Genomic DNA, 20235 nt, shown 5'->3' on the forward strand with positions numbered 1-20235 from the left:
GGGAAGCCGAAAACGGAATATAGAGTAGGCAGTATTTAAAATTCGGGGCTATGACAGTAAATCAATTGAAAGGTGCCATGAAATACTACTTGAAAGGCTACAACGATGAAGGCGTTGTTCTTTCAGACAGTACGGTTCACAATACGGTGCTAAGTGAGAATGATGGCATCGGCAATATCAATTCCAAAACCATGTACTTCCATAGCATCAAGCTGTACCTGCACAAAGGAGGTGAACCACAAAAATCATGGCCTGACAACTGGATGGAATTGAGTGTGGCCGACTTAGCTGATAAACTTCTTGCGTCATGAGGAGATTAGTCTTCAGCTGGTTGATGTTCTTGCCTTTGAGCATCTTTGCTCAAGAAAGTATTTCGCTTAGCGTTGGTGGGGTTAGCACAAGCACAAGACAAGGGGCAATTGATTTGGGTTTAAAGTTATTTGAGTCTTATGAATCAGTACTGAACAAGCCCCAAATAGCTGCTGGCCATAAGTGGTATATGTATGTAAAGCCACAGGCTGAGATTCGATATGGTAATGATGATATGTTTAATGGCTTTGTTGCTAAAGCAACAGGAATGTTCTTGTTTTTCGATACCACCACGGTCTTTGGTGTTAACGGTGCTTTAGATCCTACTAAGATGCAGTGGGTCATTCCCTATTCGGTTGGCCTGGAAACCAATAAGGATTTTAGAAACTACAACCTCATAGGTGAAATTGGTTTGATACCCTTTTATAAGGCTATAGCGGGTTCGAGAGGCGTTACTAATAAAACTTTGCTTAAGCTCAGTAACCAGACCAATTTCGGAATCTACTTTCAAGGAGGAAACAAGGTGGGGGGCTTAGGAACGGCCGATACTCTTGCGAACCAGACGGCCGGTGATGCATCTCAGACAGCTGAATCCATTGGCAATGGAATTGCACGGCTAAAGCTTATGGCAAACCTTAACCCCGTTCTCTTAAAACCGATCCAAGGAGACTTCAATATTCATTTGAGGCTTCAAGCCATTTATTGGTACGACCTAATCAACTCAGCCCATTACTATAGGGTAGAAGCTAAATTGGGAATTCAGGTCCTTAAGAATATCGCCTTCGAATTCGGATATGAAAAAGGTTCTGGCGCTCCCAACTTCAATACTGGAGACCAGTTTGGCGGAAACTTGAAAGTGAAATTATGAGATTGACAGAAAGATAGATTTTACTGGAGATGTCACACTTGTTTATAGCTGAGCCATTGACGCCTAACATAATTACCTAAACCCCAAACTCAACCCCCATGAACAAAGTCAAGATACTTTCGATAGACGGTGGCGGCATCCGCGGCATCATCCCTGCGGTCATCCTCAGCGCCATCGAAGATGGAATAAGGGCCCGAAAGGGAGAGCAGGCCCGCTTGGCCGACCACGTTCATCTTGTGGCAGGCACTAGCACAGGCGGCATCATTGCTTGTGGTATGCTGATACCGGATGAGGTGGACAACCTGCGCCCACGTTATACTATGGCCGAGGTACTCGACATATACATGGAAAGAGGTAAAGATATTTTTGACCGTTCTGCTCTACATAAGTTTCTAACCGTTGACGGTTTATTCGATGAAAAATACGAGGCCACTGGTCTGGAAAAGGCATTGCTTGAGAAATTCGGCAACACCCTACTGAGCGAGCTGCTGCGTCCGTGCATCGTGACGGCATACGACATCCAATATCGTAAGACGGTTTTCTTGGGCAGCCACAAGACCGATGAGGGCCGAAACACAGGTCGCGATTTTCTGGTGCGGCATGTGGCACGTGGCACATCGGCCGCTCCCACCTATTTTGAAGCAGCAAATGTGCCTTCCATAGCAGGGGTGCACCACGCATTGATAGATGGAGGCGTGTTTGCCAACAACCCCGCCATGTGCGCCTATGCCGAAGCCAGAGGAATGACCTTGGCAGACATTGAAAAACCTACGGCCAAGGACATGTTCATGCTTAGTATCGGCACAGGATCGGTGAAGAGAGAGTATCCCTACGCTGAAGCAAAGGATTACGGCAAGTTGAAATGGGTACAACCGGTCATCGACATCATGATGAGCGGCAACTCTGAAACCGTTTCGTATCAATTAGAGAAACTATTTGATGCAGGTGGCAATCCGAGCGGATACATCCGCATAGAGCCCGAATTGCACAATGCCAAATCGGAGATGGATGATGCATCGCCCGAAAACCTTGCCGCACTAAAGGAAGCAGGCATCAAATTCGTTTCCGACAATCCTGATGTAATCAAGGGAATCATTGAAACTCTTTTGGATGAAACACCTCCACAGCCATGACCATCACATCAACCCACGTAAAATACGTACAGACCGAGCTGAAGCGACTCGGCCATTATCTCGGGCCCATTGACGGTGATGCAGGCAGCGGCACCAAAGGCGCCTTGAAAATGATTGCCGGCCTGCCCGCCTCTTGGTCGTTGGAGAAGAAGCTGGTCGGGTTCATACAGATTCAGGCCGTGAAGGCCGGACTGGACCCAGGCCCTTTTGACGGCATTTGGGGGCAGCGCAGCTTGGCTGCCTTTGAGCAACTGACACAGCAGGCAGGCGCAGCAGTCAGCCAGATGGCGGCCACACAGATCATCAACCGCACGTTTTTCATGGAAGAGGTGAAAGCGAGCCTATACCGTGGGTCGCTTTCGGCCGGGCAGCGCCAAGGGCTGGATGCCATTCTGAACACTTGGCAGGCCGAACATGCCAATGGAGACGACCGCCACCTGGCCTACATGTTGGCCACCACCTATCACGAAACCGACCGCAAAATGCAGCCCATAGAGGAATATGGAAAGGGCCGCAATAGACCGTATGGCGTGCCCGATGCCGTTACGGGAAAAACCTATTACGGACGCGGATTTGTGCAACTGACACACAAGTACAACTACGCGTCTATGAGCCAACTGCTGGGTGTAGATCTGGTGAACAATCCCGAGCTGGCCTTGGACCTTGCCATCAGCACCCGCATCCTGTTCTTAGGAATGTTCCGAGGCACATTCACTGGAAAAAAACTGAGCGATTATTTCAGTGCCGCCAAAGAGGATTGGAAGAACGCCCGAAGGATCATCAACGGCACCGATAGGGCCGAAGACATTGCTGCCTATGCCCGTCAGTTTTACCGTGTCATTGCTTACAAACCTTGAACCATGGCCGAAAAGGAAAAACTCACAGAAACCGTAAGCAACCTACTTACAACCCTAAAAGACCGGGCAACCACCTGGGCATGGCCACTGCTCATTGCCCTATTCATGTTGCTCTACGATGAGGAGATACGCTTCCGACTGCGTTATAGTAACATCGAGTATGGTGATTTCAAGCTGACCCAAGGTACCTACGAGGCCATCTCAGACTTTGAATTGGAATGGAAGCGTTTCTTAGTACAACATGGCGATAGCGCAAGTCAAGAGGAACTCAAAACTTTCATAACCACTGCGCTCAGTCAATTCGAATTATCGAAGGAGGAGGTTGAGGCCAAGGCCACGGCCAGCGCAGCTGAGGTGAACAAGGCCGTTGATGTCAAGCACTCGGTTCAATCCTATGAAATGGCTGGGTTTGAAGCCATCATTACCGATAATCACGCTGAGGCGGTGAGGGCATTTGATGAGGCCTACGAGCTTTCTCCTACTTACCATAACGTGGATGAAATCCGCAGATTGCTCAAAACTAAAGGCGTAATAAATGATGATGTAATCAAGACGATTCTCACGGATTACACATGGGGCATGCCTTCGTCCATTGTCCTGAGATTGAAGAATAAAATCAGAAAAACAGAAATATGACAGCCAAGAAACCGAGCCCCAACGACCAACACAGCACGGTGAAGAACCCGAACAATGAGGATCACAAAATTGACCGCGACCACCGTAGCCGACAGATCGCAGAGCAGAAGAAGGTAGATCCATCAAAGAAATGAATCTGAAAAAAGGAGAAACATGGAAAAGACACAAGGTATAAAACCAGGCCCAAAGCCAAAAAAAGAGGACGGAACACCTGACAAAAGAAGACGGGTAAATCCAGAAACCAAACCAAAACATCCAGGATTGAAACCACATAAGCACGAGCCTGGCGATTAAAGAAATGTAGCAAAGGCCGCTCGGGTGTTCCCTGATCGCGGATCCGAGGTTGCCGTTGCACACGAAATTATGTTGGAATGTATAAGATGATTACAAGCGGAAGCCGAAAAGCTTGGATAGAGTAGGCAAGAACACCATCAACGCCTTAAAACGACCGAATGAGGACATTTTTCATTTTATGTTCCGGCTCAGATACTGATTGGCTTGAACGCTGCCCAAAAAAGGAGGTGAACAAGCATTCGGCCATAGGCAGCCTCGTCTTCATGACTGGCCTATTTGCATTTCTCACTGGTACATACTCCATGTACAGCCTCCTTTCCGTTGATATGGAGACTGGCAAAAGAGTGTTTTCCCTATCGGTGTTTTCCGCTTCTGTCGGTTTAGGAATGGTGTGGGGCATGTTCATTTTTCTTCTTGACAGATTCCTCGTTTCCACTATTAGCAAGAACTCGCCATGGTACTCACAGTTACTTTCTTTGACAATAAGGTTGGCTTTAGCATGTCTCATTTCCATTACGGTATCTCAACCGTTAGAAGTGCTCTTTTTCAGCACTCGGATAACTGAGCAAATGGGGATATCTGCGGACGAAGCCACCGACAGAGTGCTAAAGCAGCAAAAGGATGCCGTGGATTCGGCTGACCATCAGTTACAAGTAAACCAGACGGTTCTAAAAGACGCGTTAAAGCATGGTGCAACACAAAGCAGTCTTGAGAAAGAACTTGAAGCACAGTTGCGGGCCTGTAATACTCAATGCCAATATCTACGGGAATTACACAAACAAGAACTGACCAGTCTTTCTAAAAGGATGGCGGATGACCGAGAATCCGCCATGCGGCTTGAATCTCGTATCAGCAACCTGGATGTCGATGACCCAAATCTTCAGAGAGAATTAAGTACGGTGAACGCTCGATTGAAGAGTAATCGAACAGAACATAGTAGACTAAATCAAATAGTCAGTTCAACATGCACGACATGTGAAGGAGTTGTCACGAAACTCCTTGCCGCAACCACTAAGAGAGTGGAGGCCACGAAAACAACTCAGTCGGGTTTTACTCCCATACTTTCAATGGATTCAATTTCAAAGGAAATTGCACTAGAGGATCTGAATCGCCAAAAGGCGATTTCTGACTCAATTCACCGGATTGCTTTTAGTGAAAACATCATAACCCAACTTGAAGCCTTGTATAAATACCTCCATGTAAGTTCGGACCATCCTGAATACGAAACGAGGAAAAGAAGTAGCTATGGCTATTTGCTTTTGATTCTCATTTTTCTGATTGTCGAAATTGCACCTATTCTTTCCAAGGTATTGAGTTCGAAAGGAGAGTATGAGTTGATTGAAGCCCATTACCTTAAAACCTTTGTTAACCAACTTGAAAAATTCGAAGAGGAAAGGGTGAAACGATACACCTTTGAGTATGAACGACAAACGGACGAACACGAATCCATCGTTCATCAATTCTACTCGATTACAACCCCGTTAAGATTGGCATTCGTTCAACAGTTAATCACGGAATGGAATGCAACTTGGAATCAGCTTAAGAAGCCATTCCGCGAATTAACAAATGAAGTTTCGCTGCTGCTTGAATATGATATTGATGTGCGTGACAACCGTGAATATCGAAATCGCGGTAACGCAAGCTCTGGCACTTCTTCACCGCTCGGCCTTTCTTGGGTTAAAGAAAAGCTCTTTGGATCGACTCTTTCCGGAATTGGGAATTCTCTCGCAATTGGTTTAAGCGTTGTGGCAGTTTTCTACTTTACAAAGGCCATAGGCATTGAATGGGAAGATGTGAAACTCATATTGACAATTTTTAGCTGATTTATATCATATGGAACAGAATTCAAATGGTAGTAATCCAGAAAGGGATCGAATTCTTTTGCAGGAGGGTGAACAGCCCCCAACCAAATCCAAATCACGGACAGGGATACCTATGGTCGTCAAGGTCTTCATATTTACCACGGGCATCGGTATAGTTGCGGTTGTAAGCCTCAAGGTATTGGTGAGCATGATTCCTCAAGAACGCATACTTGCCGAAGGAGACGATGGCAAGTCCAGACAAACAATCGATACCAATGCATTACGGATTCGAGAGCTAGAACGAGCGATTTTGGATTTGCAAAGACAAAAGCAAGAATCGGAAAAGCAACCAGAAGAAACGACTGCCAATCACCGAATCAACATTTCGTCTATTACAGATTCTGACGTCAAAGAAAGACAATCCAACTCTTCAAAGTATGCTAACGATATAGAAGCCTTGCTAGACGGTATATCTCAATATAAAAGCGTAGGAAGGTTCAATGAACAGCAGCATCGCAGCCTTTCCAAGGAATGGTCAAAGTTTCTTGAAATCAAGCTACTTGCTTCAGACAACTCTAAGCTCAATAAAGCCAAGAAAGATCTGGACAGCGTGAAAAAAGCAGTAGTCGAATCCAAGCCGTATGTGGCTCCCTCGACACCCGAACCTCTCATTAGAAACCCTGTAAACCCCACCACACCCAGCAATGCGACCGAAAATGCGGGTCAAGATAAGTTTCCCAAAGAGCCGCCCATCCCTGTCAGCGAGCCCACCAAAAGTGAGGTCATCACCCCCTCCGTCATTGAGAAACACTCGCCATCAGTCTTAAGGATTGATTTAAAGGATGAAAAATCTATTTTGCTTAGAGAAGACTCAAACAAAAACAGTAAAAAGTTAACTACGATTTCCACCAATGGAAAGGAATACGACATCATTGATGTAAGCGCCTCAAAGCAAGCAATCACTTTGGACGATTTTGGAGATAAGGTGGTGACGGACTACTGGTATAAAATCCAAGTGCTTGAAAAAAAGAAACCCATTACAGGGTGGGTTTTCGGCTATTATACAAGCATGAGCATCCAAGAGTGAATTTTGGACTGATGGAAGCCCCAGATGGACGGGACTTTCCGAAGATCGACTGAACCTGATAACTAACAAGTAACGGCTCACATAAGCAATTACGGCTTACTTTAGGGGGCGGAGGAGGTCAACCTCTGTACGTTGAAAAATCGGTAAACTAAGTATTGTTCCATACTATAAACAATAAGCATTGAATTAATTGACATGGACAGAATAACCAAATCTTTACTTGAAGAGTTCGTAAAGCAAAACGGTCTTGAGAACATCGCAGAAGACCAAGCTTTTGAACATTTCACGGGTTACATAGTAACCTCCAAACATTTCACAGAGAGTTTTTCTTCGGAAGATATTCATGTTGGAGCAGGCAACGATTGCGGAATTGATAGCATTTCCATTATTGTCAACGGTTGTTTGGTAACGGAGCCTGTGGAAATAGAAGATTTGGCCGACACAAATGGTTACCTAGATGTCACATTTATTTTTAATCAAGCAGAAAGGTCAAGTAGTTTCGAGACAGCCAAAGTTGGTCAGTTCAGTTTTGGAATCAATGATTTTTTTGCCACTACTTCAGCCTTACCGCAAAATCAACATATAAAGAAGAAGGCACTAATTGTCAATGAAATTTTTAATCGGAGTAGCAGGTTCAAAAAAGGTAATCCTCAATGTTTTATTTATTATACCACCACGGGCAAATGGACCGAAGACGCAAATCTGGTAGTCAGAAAAAATGCAGTTATCAAAGATTTGCAAGACCTTTCCTTGTTCCGAAAGGTAGAATTTGAATTTATAGACGCTGAGAAAATTCAATCTTTGTTTAGGGAAACAAAGAACGCCATATCGACCGAAATCAGTTTCACTGAACGAATAACGCTTCCGGAATTGGCTGGAATTGAACAAGCATACTTAGGCTTATTAAGTTCAACTGAATATTTAAAGCTTATTCAGAATACCAATGAAGAGGTAATAACTTCAATTTTCTATGACAATGTGAGACATTGGCAAGAATGGAACTCCGTGAATAGGGAAATAAAAGAGACTCTTGAGAATGAGTCCGCGAAGCTTTATTTCCCACTGCTGAATAATGGCGTTACACTAATTGCAAAGCGAATAATTCCTACAGGAAATAAATTTGTTATAGAGGATTATCAAATTGTTAATGGCTGTCAAACGAGTTTTGTGCTGTACGAAAGCAGGCAACACCTTAATGAAGAAATCCTGATACCGGTTCGCCTTATAGCGACCGACAATTCTGAAATAAAAAACTCCATAATTAAAGCGACAAACAGGCAAACCGAGGTGACTGAAGAACAATTGTTTGCGCTCGCAGACTTTCCAAAAAAGTTGGAAACTTATTTTCCAACATTTGAAGGAAGTAAAAAGCTGTATTACGAAAGGCGTTCCCGACAATACAACTCAGAAGAAGAAGTCGAAAAGGTTAGAGTTGTTAACATGACAACTCTTGTTAGGGCATTTGCTTCCCTGTTTCTAGGCTTTCCTCACCGTACAACCCGTAACTACAAAGCCCTGCTAAAGTCAATAAATACAGACATTTTTCACAAAGACCATAAACTTGAAATGTATTATGTCTCTGCATACGCTCATTACAAGTTGGAATATTTCTTTCGAAGTGGTGTAATTAATTCTGACTTGAAGCCTGCGCGTTATCATTTGCTATATTTATTCAGGTTGCTCACCAACAGTACGACACCGCCTAGGCCAAATTCGAATGAAATGACACGTTACTGTAGTTCTTTGACTGATGTGCTGTGGGACGATGCGGCTGTTCGAGCCAAATTTCTTGAAGCGGCAACTCTCATATACCGGGTTGCAAACGGGAATTTGCATAACGACAACATACGGACAGAACCGTTTACGAAGTTAGTAGAGGAAGAAGCCGCAAAATTATAGTTAGGCCAACTGCTCACTGTACTTGTGAGCATGTCCCGTTGGATTACTCGTGTATGTTTGACACTACCAGTTTCAAGCTAATCGACAAACAACTCCTCCACTTTAGCGTTTACGCATTTCAACGTACGCACACAAAAACCCGAATACTACTTTTGTGGTCGATGAGATGCTGCCCTTGAAAGCTCTATTCATTCAGTTCTTAGGTGTCGTGTCAATATCAATACTCCTTCTGTTTGGCTCCAGCGGCCGTTAAACAACCGTTAGTCGAACTCATAAATGCCACTTATTAAGTCAGAGAAGTCTCTCCGGAAGTTTGACATCTCTACTGTCGGCTCTACTAGGTAATTATGTATTTAGTGTGCTAACGAGTGCTAAAAACGCGTCAAAATGGTTCGACATTTGTCCGGTTGGCTCCACGAAGTTCAAAGCCAACCGGATTATCGAACCATTTTCGATAATCCGGTTTTTGATTTATATCACGGCATTAATTCCAACCTTAGCAGTCCCTGCTTTGGCCGTTAAACCCCATACTACTGAGAACACCATTGCCGTTCTCCCATTCGTGAACATGAGTTCGGATGCGGAGAATGAGTACTTCAGCGATGGGATCACGGAAGAAATTATCAATGCTTTGGCCAAGATCGGTGGGCTCAAGGTCACATCTCGAACGTCTGCGTTCTATTTCAAAGGCAAGAATATTCCCATTACGGAAATAGGAAAGCAACTGAATGTTTCTACGGTTTTGGAGGGGAGCGTTCGGTTGGCGGGGAATTCCATGCGCATTACCGCGCAGTTGATTGATGCGGCCGAGGATTTCCACTTTTGGTCGGAGACCTGGGACAGGAAACTTGACAACATCTTTGAGGTTCAGGATGAGATAAGTCTGCTGATCGCTGATCGCTTGCGCGAGCATTTCGGGCACTTCGAAATTCAGGAACATCTGGTGGAAAAGAAGACCGAAAGTTTGGATGCGTACACGCTCTTTCTGAAGGGACGCCATCATTTCAACAAGTGGAATCCAGAGGATGTAAAGCAATCGATGGCGTTCTATGAGCAGGCTTTGGCCATAGATCCCAATCACACAGAAGCGATGGTCGGTTTGGCCGATGCGTATAGCTTCTTGGCCACCATTGCGGTCATCTCTTACGAAGAAGGTTGGGGGAAATGCGCGCAGCTGACGCATCAGGCGCTTGCCATCAATAGCGAGCTTCCAGCGGCCTATTACCAACTCGCCAATCTGGCGTTTTTCGCGAGATGCAACTTTCGCGAAGCATTTGAACATGCTTCTAAGGCGATAGAACTGAACCCGAACCATGTGGAATCGCAGCAGTTTATGGCCTTTCTCTACATTTTGGCAGGGAAGAAAGAACTAGCGGTCAAGCACCTGAAAATGGCGCTGACCATCGATCCGCTCTCTCAGGAAACGCAGTTCTACAGCGGCTACATCGATTATATGTTGGAGGATTATTCCAGTTCGCTGAAGCAGTTGGATGCGTGTTTGGAGGTCAATCCGATGAACATTCCCGTTCACGCGGTTAAAACCCAGTGCTTGCTCAAATTGGGGAGATACGATGAGGTGTTGAACTACTTCGATGCACTGCCTTCCGCGATTGTGATCTTGGCGGAGAAGACAGGTTCGATGGCCTTGGCGTATGCCATGAAAGGAGATGAGGCGAAAGCGGCTGAGTATTTTGATATGCTGAGCGAACAGGCGAAAGGAGAGAACGGCTTTACGGCAGACGCCTACCTCTTTCAGTTTTATGCCGCAAGCCATCAGTCCGATAAGGCATTCGATTGGGTTGCAACAGCCATCAAGAGCGGTTCTCCGCTTTTGCTTTTGCGCTATTCCGATCCGCTGATCAATCCGATAAAAGACGACCCGCGCTACGAGCACTTTCACAAGCAATTGTTCCCAGAGGAGCTGTTTGTAGAAGCGCCAGAAACGGTGACGAAAAAGAAAGCCTTGCTTGATGCAGAAGCTGCGGCCATGTACAAAGCGCGATTGCTGGAGCTAATCGAAACGAAACAACCGCACCTTGATCCCGACCTTTCCTTGCGCTCCTTGGCGAAGCAAGTGGACATTCATCCGAACCAGCTTTCGTGGTTATTGAATGATGGTTTTGGAAAGAACTTCAATGAGTTCATCAATCAGTATCGCGTGTTGGCATTCAAACGTTTTGCGCTTGATCCTGCCAATGAGAACATAACGGTGATGGCACTTGCATACGACAGTGGTTTCAATTCGAAGACGGTGTTCAATACCTATTTTAAGAAGGAAACGGGTATCACTCCGAAGGAGTTTCTGAAAGGATAGCGCGTGGAAAGCCTTTCACATATCGCCCGAAAATCAATTGCCGTTCTCCCGTTTGTGAATATGAGCGCGAGTGAGGAGAACGAATACTTCAGCGATGGAATCACGGAAGAGATCATCAATGCCTTGGCCAAGATCGCTGAGCTCAAGGTCACTTCCCGAACGTCTGCGTTTCACTTCAAAGGCAAGAATATTCCTGTTCGAGAGATCGGGAAGCAACTGAATGTATCCACAATCCTAGAAGGCAGCGTTCGCCTGTCGGGCAATGCCATGCGCATTACCGCGCAGTTGATTGACGCTGAAGAAGACTTCCACTTCTGGTCGGAGACCTGGGACAGGAAGCTGGACAACATCTTTGAGGTGCAGGACGAGATAAGTCTGTTGATCGCTGATCGCTTGCGCGAGCACTTCGGACACTTTGAAATAGAAGAAATTCGAGACGTAAAAAGCGGTAATGTCAGCGCATACGAGTTGTATCTGAAAAGCAAATTCAACTTTTACAAGTTTCAGAAGGATGACATCCTTTTGGCGATCGGTCAAATTGAGGAGGCCATAGAAAAGGACGCTTCCTGCCCTTTTTATCATGCATCTAAAGCCATCTATTACGGGTATTTAGGACTGATAAACGCCATTCCCAGCGAGGAGGCTTTTACTGTCTCGAAGGCTGCTGCGGAAAAGGCAATCCAACTTGATCCAACCGACCCTGAGGCCAATTACTCCATTGGAATGGTCGGTTATTTTTTCGAGAAAGATCTGGACATCGCTCAGATCTATGGTGATCTGGCATTAAAGTATCGTCCGAATTACGTCAATGCGCTATTGGGACGTTCGGTCATTGATGTTCTGACCGACAATCCAGAAAGGGCTCTTGCGCGAGTAAAAAAAGCCATCGAACTGGACCCGCTTTCGCCCGCTAACATATATTATCATGCCGCTGCGTTGCTTCGGATTGGGAGATATAAAGAGGCGTTGGTGGTGGCGAATGGCATGCTGGAAGCAATTCCTCATCATACGAACGGCTATTGTTTGAAGGGTACCATCCTCACCCGTCTGGGGAAATACGATGAGGCCATTGAGCATTATAAAGCCGTGCCAGTAGCCACCGATACAACTGAAGTCTACAACGCTGGAATTGGCATCGCCCATGCCACCAAAGGAGAATTCTCAAAAGCCAGGGAGTACTTGGAGAAGGTGGAAAATGAACCTCAGAATTTTCATTTGGCATCCGAGGAGAATGCGGTGGTCATCATCAATATATACTTAGGGAATTTTGACCTTGCGTTTAATGAAATTGAGAAAGACATCAAGGCAAACAAGTACTATCTGAATTTCTATAAAGAGAACCCTGCGTTCAAGCTTTTATCGGAAGATCCTAGATATCCGATCTTCGATACGATATTTAAAACCAAAGGGACCAAAAACGAACAGCCAACTGGTTCTGATCTTTTGTCTGACCTGAGTAATGAAACGGTTGCGAAAAAGAAAGCACCGCTTGATGAAGGAGCGGTGACTTCGAGCAAGACGCGGTTGCTAGCACTCATCGAGAAGGAAGAACCGTATCTCAACCCAGACCTTTCGTTGCGCTCCTTGGCCACTCAAGTGGACATCAATCCGAACCAGCTTTCGTGGTTGCTCAATGAGCATGTTGGTAAGAACTTCAACGAATTCATCAATCATTATCGTATTGAAGCATTCAAGAAATTGGCATCGGATCCTGTGAACAGCAATCTCACCGTGATGGCGCTGGCGTATGATAGTGGTTTCAATTCCAAAACGGTGTTCAACACGTATTTCAAGAAGGAAACAGGTCTTACACCTAAGGAGTTTCTTAGAGGGTAAATTAGGAAAGACCATCAAGGTTTCGAGAACCTTGATGGTCTTCCATCCTAAAAATTGATGCGATACAGCAGCATCGGAAACAGCCCCAATTGGTTCACATCCACCAGCGTGTTTTTCTTGGCATCGTAGGCCTTATTCAACGGGTTTTTCTTGTTCGTCACGTTCTGAATATCAAAGGCCAATTCCTGCGTGACCTTCCTTCCAATGCGCTTGTATCCAACACGGATATCCAATCTGTAATACGGCTTGAATTGTTCAGAGAATGCAAGATCGTTGCGATAAACCGCTTTGCCCTCCAAAGCTGATGCATCCTCATCTATTGGAGTGTAGCGCGAACCGCCAGCAAGGGTAAACTTGACATCAAACAGCAGGTAATTGCTGGTTTTGTGTTCTCTGTTCTTAAATAGTTGGAGTTCGTATCCGCCCAGCGCGTTGAGCACATAATTGCCGTTGAAAGCCGTGTTGCGGGTAATGCCATCGCTTGCTCTGTACTTCGAGTCATAGAGCGAACCAGTCAGCAACCAGTAGTAGCCTTTGGTCAGAAACTTCTCGAATGTGAGTTCCAGTCCGTAGTTATTTCCTGTTCCCTTGTTGGTCATCTTTTCGGGTTCATCCGTATTGAACCCGCCAAAATTGAGGGCAGAATAGGAGCTGCTGTCTGCATCCACAATGGCGTTGTAGATATGCTGATAGTAGGTTTCGGCTTTAAAACGCATGTTGTTCGGCAACGACCAATCGTAGCCCAAAACGAAGTGTTGACTTCGGACGAAATCCACGTTCTTGTTTGGTGTTGTCTTGTTTCCGAGCGCATCTTCATCCACGTTGAAATACACAGCCATCGGTGCCATCTGGCTGTGCAGACCGTAACCCATAGAGAGGCTGTGCTTCTCGGCCACTTTCCAGGCCAATCCCCAGCGTGGCTCAACCGCATACGAATTATTGATGGTGAGGTATTGTCCGTGCAATCCCGTATTCATCGTCCATTTGTCGTTCCATTTCCACTGCCATTGCATGTACGGTTCGATGAGGCCCGTTACTCCTTCAAAATCGGTGAGCGTGACGTACCTATCCCATTGATTGTTGTAGGCGCTATCCTTCATGATGGTGTAGAAAGCACTTCCGCGCACACCCACTTTCACGCTGTGTTTGGCGTTGAATTTCTTCTTGTAGAAGAAGGCGCCCTGAAAGCGATGGTTTTGGAAATCGCTTCGGTACCAATCGTGGATACCGCGCTCTGCATCCAAACTATCGACCACGTTTCGGTTAACGATGGAGCTGGCAGCCAAGGTGAACTTGGTGTAGGCGTTTTTGGGGAGAATGTAGGTATGCGTCAAGCCGACCACGCCCAGCATGTTTCGGTTGCGCACATCGCTATCGCCTCTTCCGTAAAGGTTGTAGTTGGATGTGTCTTTTTCCTCGCTTGCCAAGAGGTTGATGCTGCTGATGCCGCCCATTCCGAACAACTCAAAGATGCCCGCTTTCTTGGTCGGGAAACGCACCTTAAAACTCAAATCCTGATACTCTGGAATAGCAGAACCCGTTCCGAAATCAACTCCCATCAGTCCTAAGAGACCAAGGGTTGAATAACGGTAGTTGATGAGGTAGGAAGAGCCCTGCTTTTTGGAGAATGGGCCTTCGGCACCGAGTTCCAGACCGTTAAATCCCAATTGCCCCAAAAACTGATGTTTTTCATTGTTTCCCGAACGGAGTTTCAGGTCAAAGACACCCGAAACCGCGTTGCCATATTCAGAAGGAAAGGCCGAGGTCATGAAATCGGAATTGGCCAATACATTGCCGTTGAGCATACTCACAGGCCCACCTGTTGCTCCCATGTTTCCAAAATGATTGGGGTTGGGAACATCCACTCCGTCTAATCGCCACAGCAATCCCAACGGGGAATTTCCTCGGATGACAATATCGTTCTGCGCGTCATTCGCGCTTCGGATACCTGCAAAATTGCTGGCCATTCGCGACACATCCTGACGCGCACCTGCAAAGCGGTCGGCCTCTTCGGTAGAGAACACACGGGCCGAAACGGTGGTCATTGTATTCATCGGTTTTTCCTTTTCGCGACTGGCACTCACCACCACTTCGCCTTTCTGCATTACCTGTTCTTCCAGTTCAATATTCAGCACCAGTTCTTTTCCGCTGGTGAGGACAAGTCCAGAAAGAACAGCTGGGTTGTAACCGAGATAGGTCACTTTAATATCGCAGCGGCCAACCGCCACATTTTCAAGTTTGAACTTGCCATCAAGATCTGTGGAAGCACCGACTATCGGGTCTGAATCGAGGAGGATGACGGTAGCACCGATCAATGGGACTTTGCTTTCAACATCCGTAATGGTCCCGCGAATGGTTTCGGTTTGTGCGAAGACTGTGCTACTGGCAAGAATGAATAAATAGGTTAGACGTTTCATGGTTTGATTTTTAAGGGTTTGATGCAGTTGTTTTTTTAATTCGACTGCAAATCTGGGGAGGTCGATCTGCTTAAAAGTTCCGAATTACCCTTTGTGGTTCGGATATGTAATTCCGAACCAACACTTGGGATTCCGAACGTCTGCGGAATATGCCGCCAGCACCTTTGTCCTCGTAATCAAAACCAAAAACACATACATCATGAAAGCAATTATCACAACGGGCTACGGCTCACCAGAAATCTTTAAAATGGATAACGTGGCCAAACCAACAGCAAAGCCAAATGAACTCTTGATCAAAATTCACGCGTCTTCTGTAACGAAAGCAGACACCATGATGCGTACTGGGAAACCTTACATCGGGCGTTTGATGCTCGGCCTCATGAAACCGAAAAACCCGATCTGGGGAACAGGTTTTGCAGGCGTAATAGAGGCAGTCGGTTCGGAAGTCACCCAATTCAAAGTGGGCGATAAGGTATTCGGAGAAAACATCGAAACCTTCGGAACCTATGCCGAATACGTAACGGTTGCTGAAGATGGAATTGTGGCACATCTTCCCGAAAACTTACCTTTTGAAGAGGCGGCAGGTATGGGCGATGGCGGCATCACTTCACTCAATTTTCTGTGCAACTTGGGAAATGTAAAACCAGGAGATAAAGTGCTTATCAATGGCGCTTCGGGCGCTTTGGGAACGGCAGCGGTTCAAATTGCAAAGCATTTTGGCGCGGAGGTAACAGGCGTTTGTAGCACGCAGAATGTTTCGCTTGTGTGGGAGTTGGGTGCCGACCACGTCATCGACTACACCAAAGAGGATTTCACCGAAAACAAGAACAGTTACGACCTAATTTATGATACGGTGGGCATGCGCGCATTCTCCGAATGTTGTGACACATTGAAAGAAAACGGTGTCTATGCATCTCCCGTTCTAGGAATGCCATTGTTAGGTCACATGTTGGCGAGTTCCATAATCGGAACGAAGAGAGCCAAGTTCTCTGCCACGGGTGCTTTACCTCACAAAGAGATCAAGCGCTTGTTGGCTCTGCTGATTGACATCATCGAGGCAGGTCATTTAAAAGGAATTGTGGACCGCAGTTATCCATTGGATAAAGTGGTGGATGCCCACGAATACATTGACAAAGGCCACAAAAGAGGAAACGTAGTTTTGAAACCTGAGGCTTAACCCATTAACACAACAACAAATGGAAAAGAAAGAAACGAAATACATAGGAGCAGGCATAGCCCTCGGAACGGCCATTGGTGCAGCAATGGGAGTGGTCTTTGACAATATTGCGCTGGGAGTTTCAATGGGCACGGCCATTGGAGCTGCGTTCGGATACGCCATTCAGGAAAAGAAGAATAAGAAATCATGAAAAACACATTAGAACCCAGCTGGCTTAATAGACCGCAATATCCATTCGATAATCGATACATACAGCTTAATGCTGGAAAGATGCATTATATAGACGAAGGAGAAGGAGATGCCATTCTTTTCGTGCATGGCACACCGGCTTGGTCTTTCCTTTATCGAGAACATATTCGGTCATTATCAACGAACTACAGATGCATTGCCATTGATCATATTGGTTTTGGGTTGTCGGAAAAACCTGATGATTTTGATGGAACGCCACAGTCTCATTCACAAAATCTAACGGAGTTCATCGAAAAGCTGGATTTGAAGAATATTACACTCGTTGTGCATGATTTTGGTGGACCGATTGGTCTTTCTTCCGCAATTAAGCATCATCACAGAATCAAGCAACTGATTATGTTCAACACTTGGCTTTGGGAAACGAAAAACAATCCAGAAGCGCAAAAGGTGGATAAAATATTGAATAGTGCAATCGGCAAATTCCTTTATCTCCGATTGAATTTATCGCCAAAGTTGTTGCTGAAACAAGGGTTTTCGGATAAGAACAAGCTCACGAAGAAAATTCATAATCAGTACATCAAACCGTTCCCAGATAAGACCTCGCGGGTTTCTCTCTTAAACCTTGGAAAGTCATTGGTTGGTTCGTCAGATTGGTATCAAGAACAGTGGGAGAAGTTGGATGCCTTAGCTGACAAACCGTGGCTTATCCTCTGGGGAACAAAAGATGGTTTTATTACTCCACAGTATCTTCAGAAATGGAAGAAACGATTGCCAGCAGCAGTAGTGAAAGAATACGAGTGTGGTCACTTCGTACAAGAAGAAAAGCCCAGTGAAACGATTGAAGAGATCGACAGATTTATGAACCAAGCTTAATTTAGTGTGGTTAAACCATTCCTTTTAGCTTGCAAATCAGTAAAAAATCATTCCAACGGTTCGACATTTGTCCGGTTGGCTCCACCAAGTTCAAAGCCAACCGGATTATCGAACCACTTTTCGATAATCAGGTTTGGAGGGCTTTAGAGAAGTAGCTGGGATTGTTGTAGAGTAAGGGGTGAAATCTTCGGAGAAATCTGAGAACACTCGAATTTCACATGCTGATCTGAGCCATCGCATGTTGGGCTCCATCGCTATAAAAGTTCAAATGAATGACTGACCCTTGAATGGTTCCATCGGCAGTCATGTAAGAACCGATGTTGGTAATCGGATCCATGGTCACAGTTCCAGTGCTACAATTCAGATTCAGAACTACTTGATAGGTTGTAAGTCCGACTACTCCACAGCAAAAAGCCTTCTCAATTGAGAAGGCTTTTTTGGGCAATACCCCATCTAAAAATCGATTCTAGACAGACCAGCGTCAACGAAACAATAAGGTAAGTAATGGGGATTACTGGGGTTACGTTTTGAACCCGTAAATCAATTATTTCCATGAACTTATTCCGCGGGTCACGACAGATCTGAAAATGCGCTTAAATTACAGTGATGAAAGCTATTTGGGTTATTGTGTTCAGAAAAGCAAATGATATGACTCCATGAAGAATCCAGACTTGCTAAACCAGGTCACTGGAAAACGGCAGTTATCGCCACGATGGTCGTCTCGTTATAGGGCGCAGGATTTGTTGAGGCAGGATGCTGAACTGTCAAAAACAAGGTTGAACCATCAGGAGTCATGGCAAGTCCTGTCTGCTCGCAACCTTCAGGACCAACGGTAAGTCGTTTCACCTTTTTCGGATCCGCCTTCGGACCATCAATAGGAATTAGGTAGGTTTCCATGTAAATTTTTCCCTGTTCCCAAGATTCGATCTTTTCATTTATGATCATCCCCACGCTAGCATCCTCACAAACGATCAGATAATCCTTGCCGAATTGATTGACTGCGATCAACCCGTCAGGAGCTGTCAGATAGCCCCCATCGGGCAATTTCCCACCTTCCAAAAAAACATCCAATCGACCTGTCTCAGGTTCAAAAACAAGAATTCTTCCAAATGGATCATGCGTCTTGTTGATTCCTGTGCTGACAGGCGCTTTTGTTAAATGATGGGCCATTTTGCCTCCCTTCGAAATAGCATCGGAATAATCGACACTTCCGCCCGACTCACTTATGTAGATCTTTCCATTGATTCCATCGATCCATTCGTTCGATGTAAGTAGCGTTGCTCCTTTGCGCACTGCGATGTCGTGGATATGGATCAATGAGTCCCGTTCCATCGGAAGCGCGAACCATGATCCACTTTCAGCATCATCACTCTGACGGTAGGCAAACAACTGACCTTTAGCATAATCACCAGCACTTTCAGCTACGAACTTGAAGAAAACACCAGGCTGAGCATCATCCGTAAGAAAAACCGTACGATTGTCGGGCATGCAAAAGGCATCCTCGTGAGAGTAACGCCCCATTCCATAAACTTTTCGAAGCGGTTTTCGGGTTGACATATCCACTTCTACCATCCATCCGAGGTTCTCATTGCGCTTTAAGCCATCAATGTCGGCCGTATCAGCATGGTCAAATTCGCTATTGTACAATTCCATGTTTGTGGCCGGAGGATATTCCTCAGCAGTAAGAATGGTTCCGTTGGGTGTGACCGTTCCACCACAGTTATGCCAAGTGCCTCCTAATGCGGAAAAATCGATGTTGTTTCCGTTTCCGACCCGCTTCCAGTTTCCGTTTTCCCGTTTCACTTCAATCCAAGCCATTCCGCCTCCGTTGCCCAAGGCAGGATTATCATTCCGTAATTCGTGGTTCATGAATAGCAAACCATGTTCGCTCGAACCATCGATAGGTAGATAGCTCAGAAAATCAATCCCTCGCTTAGCAGGAAGTAATGTGCCATCTGAGTAAACGGCACTGTCATAAACACTTCTATACAGTATATCTACAACTGCCCCATCCGGTACAATTAGTGTTTTGTTGTTGTAGTTATTGACAACAGAAATGAACTGTAATCCTTCATTGGTCACTTCATAAACAGTTGAACTAGGTTTTTCGGAGCACCCGAAAATCAATAAAGCTGAAGCTAAAAATAAGTAGGTGGATCTATTCACAATACGAGTTATTTGAATAAAACTGAAAGATTACGACCTGTAGACCAGACGTGGGCAGTTCGTGGTTTTCTGGTCACGCTCAAAGTGTCGAAATGATGTTGTTGGTTCAATCTGAATGAACTTTCGGTTGCCTTTTCGAAAACGCAAATACAATACATATTTAATTATAAAAAAAACAAAATTGTAAGCCAATCGTGCTGCACAAATCAATGATTTGATCAAAGTGGTAGCGGTCTTTGCAAGTTTATTGTAGACATTTTAGCATATAACTCGACCAAGAGTTTGACGAGCCTAATGTCTAGTTTGAAACCAATCTAAAGGAGTTCAGAAGGTTATTACATCGTTATTTTACGCAATGGTGTTTACACTAGTCTATAA

At 45.4% G+C, this 20235-nt stretch carries 18 protein-coding genes; 15 read left to right on the forward strand and 3 right to left on the reverse strand.

The features are described from left to right. The first annotated feature begins 50 nt into the window (after positions 1–50). From K9J17_09760 to K9J17_09815, 12 genes are all read left to right on the forward strand, one after another. The gene (locus tag K9J17_09760; GenBank protein ID MCF8277010.1) at positions 51–311 is read left to right on the forward strand and encodes a hypothetical protein; all 261 of its coding nucleotides are present in this window, start codon (positions 51–53) and stop codon (positions 309–311) included. Further along, positions 308–1177 carry a hypothetical protein gene (locus K9J17_09765; GenBank protein MCF8277011.1) on the forward strand — a complete coding sequence of 290 codons (870 nt, stop codon included), beginning with the start codon at positions 308–310 and terminating at the stop codon, positions 1175–1177. The genes K9J17_09760 and K9J17_09765 overlap by 4 nt, the downstream gene beginning before the upstream one ends. Before the next feature lie 98 nt (positions 1178–1275). Then, the gene (locus tag K9J17_09770) at positions 1276–2310 is read left to right on the forward strand and encodes a patatin-like phospholipase family protein (GenBank protein MCF8277012.1); all 1035 of its coding nucleotides are present in this window, start codon (positions 1276–1278) and stop codon (positions 2308–2310) included. After that, positions 2307–3167: a hypothetical protein gene (locus K9J17_09775; protein ID MCF8277013.1), complete on the forward strand. Its 861-nt coding sequence runs from the start codon at positions 2307–2309 to the stop codon at positions 3165–3167. The genes K9J17_09770 and K9J17_09775 overlap by 4 nt, the downstream gene beginning before the upstream one ends. A 3-nt stretch (positions 3168–3170) precedes the next feature. Next, entirely contained in the window at positions 3171–3803 is a 633-nt protein-coding gene (locus K9J17_09780; GenBank protein MCF8277014.1) for a hypothetical protein, read from the forward strand. Then, a complete protein-coding gene (locus K9J17_09785; GenBank protein ID MCF8277015.1) occupies positions 3800–3937 on the forward strand; it encodes a hypothetical protein in 138 nt (45 codons plus the stop codon). The genes K9J17_09780 and K9J17_09785 overlap by 4 nt, the downstream gene beginning before the upstream one ends. Positions 3938–3956: 19 nt before the next feature. After that, positions 3957–4097 carry a hypothetical protein gene (locus tag K9J17_09790; protein ID MCF8277016.1) on the forward strand — a complete coding sequence of 47 codons (141 nt, stop codon included), beginning with the start codon at positions 3957–3959 and terminating at the stop codon, positions 4095–4097. A gap of 158 nt (positions 4098–4255) precedes the next feature. Next, positions 4256–5920, forward strand: coding sequence for a DUF4407 domain-containing protein (locus K9J17_09795; GenBank protein ID MCF8277017.1), 1665 nt, complete (start codon positions 4256–4258; stop codon positions 5918–5920). 10 nt (positions 5921–5930) lie between these two features. Beyond that, positions 5931–6986: a hypothetical protein gene (locus tag K9J17_09800; GenBank protein ID MCF8277018.1), complete on the forward strand. Its 1056-nt coding sequence runs from the start codon at positions 5931–5933 to the stop codon at positions 6984–6986. Between the two features lie 195 nt (positions 6987–7181). After that, positions 7182–8885 carry an AIPR family protein gene (locus K9J17_09805; GenBank protein ID MCF8277019.1) on the forward strand — a complete coding sequence of 568 codons (1704 nt, stop codon included), beginning with the start codon at positions 7182–7184 and terminating at the stop codon, positions 8883–8885. Positions 8886–9453: 568 nt separating this feature from the next. Beyond that, positions 9454–11199 (forward strand): helix-turn-helix domain-containing protein, encoded by a 1746-nt coding sequence (locus tag K9J17_09810; GenBank protein ID MCF8277020.1) that lies wholly within the window; start codon positions 9454–9456, stop codon positions 11197–11199. A gap of 3 nt (positions 11200–11202) precedes the next feature. Beyond that, on the forward strand, positions 11203–13035 hold the full coding sequence (locus tag K9J17_09815) for a helix-turn-helix domain-containing protein (GenBank protein MCF8277021.1): 1833 nt from the start codon (positions 11203–11205) through the stop codon (positions 13033–13035). Positions 13036–13082: 47 nt separating this feature from the next. On the opposite strand, the gene K9J17_09820 is transcribed toward K9J17_09815, so the two are convergent. Continuing rightward, a complete protein-coding gene (locus K9J17_09820; protein MCF8277022.1) occupies positions 13083–15452 on the reverse strand; it encodes a TonB-dependent receptor in 2370 nt (789 codons plus the stop codon). A 199-nt stretch (positions 15453–15651) separates the two neighbouring features. Between K9J17_09820 and K9J17_09825 the strand changes: the two genes are divergently transcribed. Genes K9J17_09825 through K9J17_09835 form a run of 3 tightly spaced genes read left to right on the forward strand, consistent with a single transcriptional unit; the run spans position 15652 to position 17691 of the window. Further along, positions 15652–16629 carry an NAD(P)-dependent alcohol dehydrogenase gene (locus K9J17_09825; GenBank protein ID MCF8277023.1) on the forward strand — a complete coding sequence of 326 codons (978 nt, stop codon included), beginning with the start codon at positions 15652–15654 and terminating at the stop codon, positions 16627–16629. 19 nt (positions 16630–16648) lie between these two features. Then, complete coding sequence (locus K9J17_09830; GenBank protein MCF8277024.1) at positions 16649–16819, forward strand: hypothetical protein; 171 nt, start codon at positions 16649–16651, stop codon at positions 16817–16819. Continuing rightward, on the forward strand, positions 16816–17691 hold the full coding sequence (locus K9J17_09835) for an alpha/beta fold hydrolase (GenBank protein MCF8277025.1): 876 nt from the start codon (positions 16816–16818) through the stop codon (positions 17689–17691). The genes K9J17_09830 and K9J17_09835 overlap by 4 nt, the downstream gene beginning before the upstream one ends. A gap of 214 nt (positions 17692–17905) precedes the next feature. Here K9J17_09835 and K9J17_09840 read toward each other — a convergent pair whose 3' ends face one another. Continuing rightward, positions 17906–18136, reverse strand: a complete 231-nt coding sequence (locus K9J17_09840) for a hypothetical protein (GenBank protein MCF8277026.1) — start codon at positions 18134–18136, stop codon at positions 17906–17908. Between the two features lie 239 nt (positions 18137–18375). Beyond that, on the reverse strand, positions 18376–19857 hold the full coding sequence (locus K9J17_09845) for a PhoX family protein (protein MCF8277027.1): 1482 nt from the start codon (positions 19855–19857) through the stop codon (positions 18376–18378). Between the last annotated feature and the right edge of the window lie 378 nt (positions 19858–20235).

The sequence above is a fragment of the Flavobacteriales bacterium genome, assembly GCA_021739695.1.
Classification (GTDB): Bacteria; Bacteroidota; Bacteroidia; order UBA10329; family UBA10329; genus UBA10329.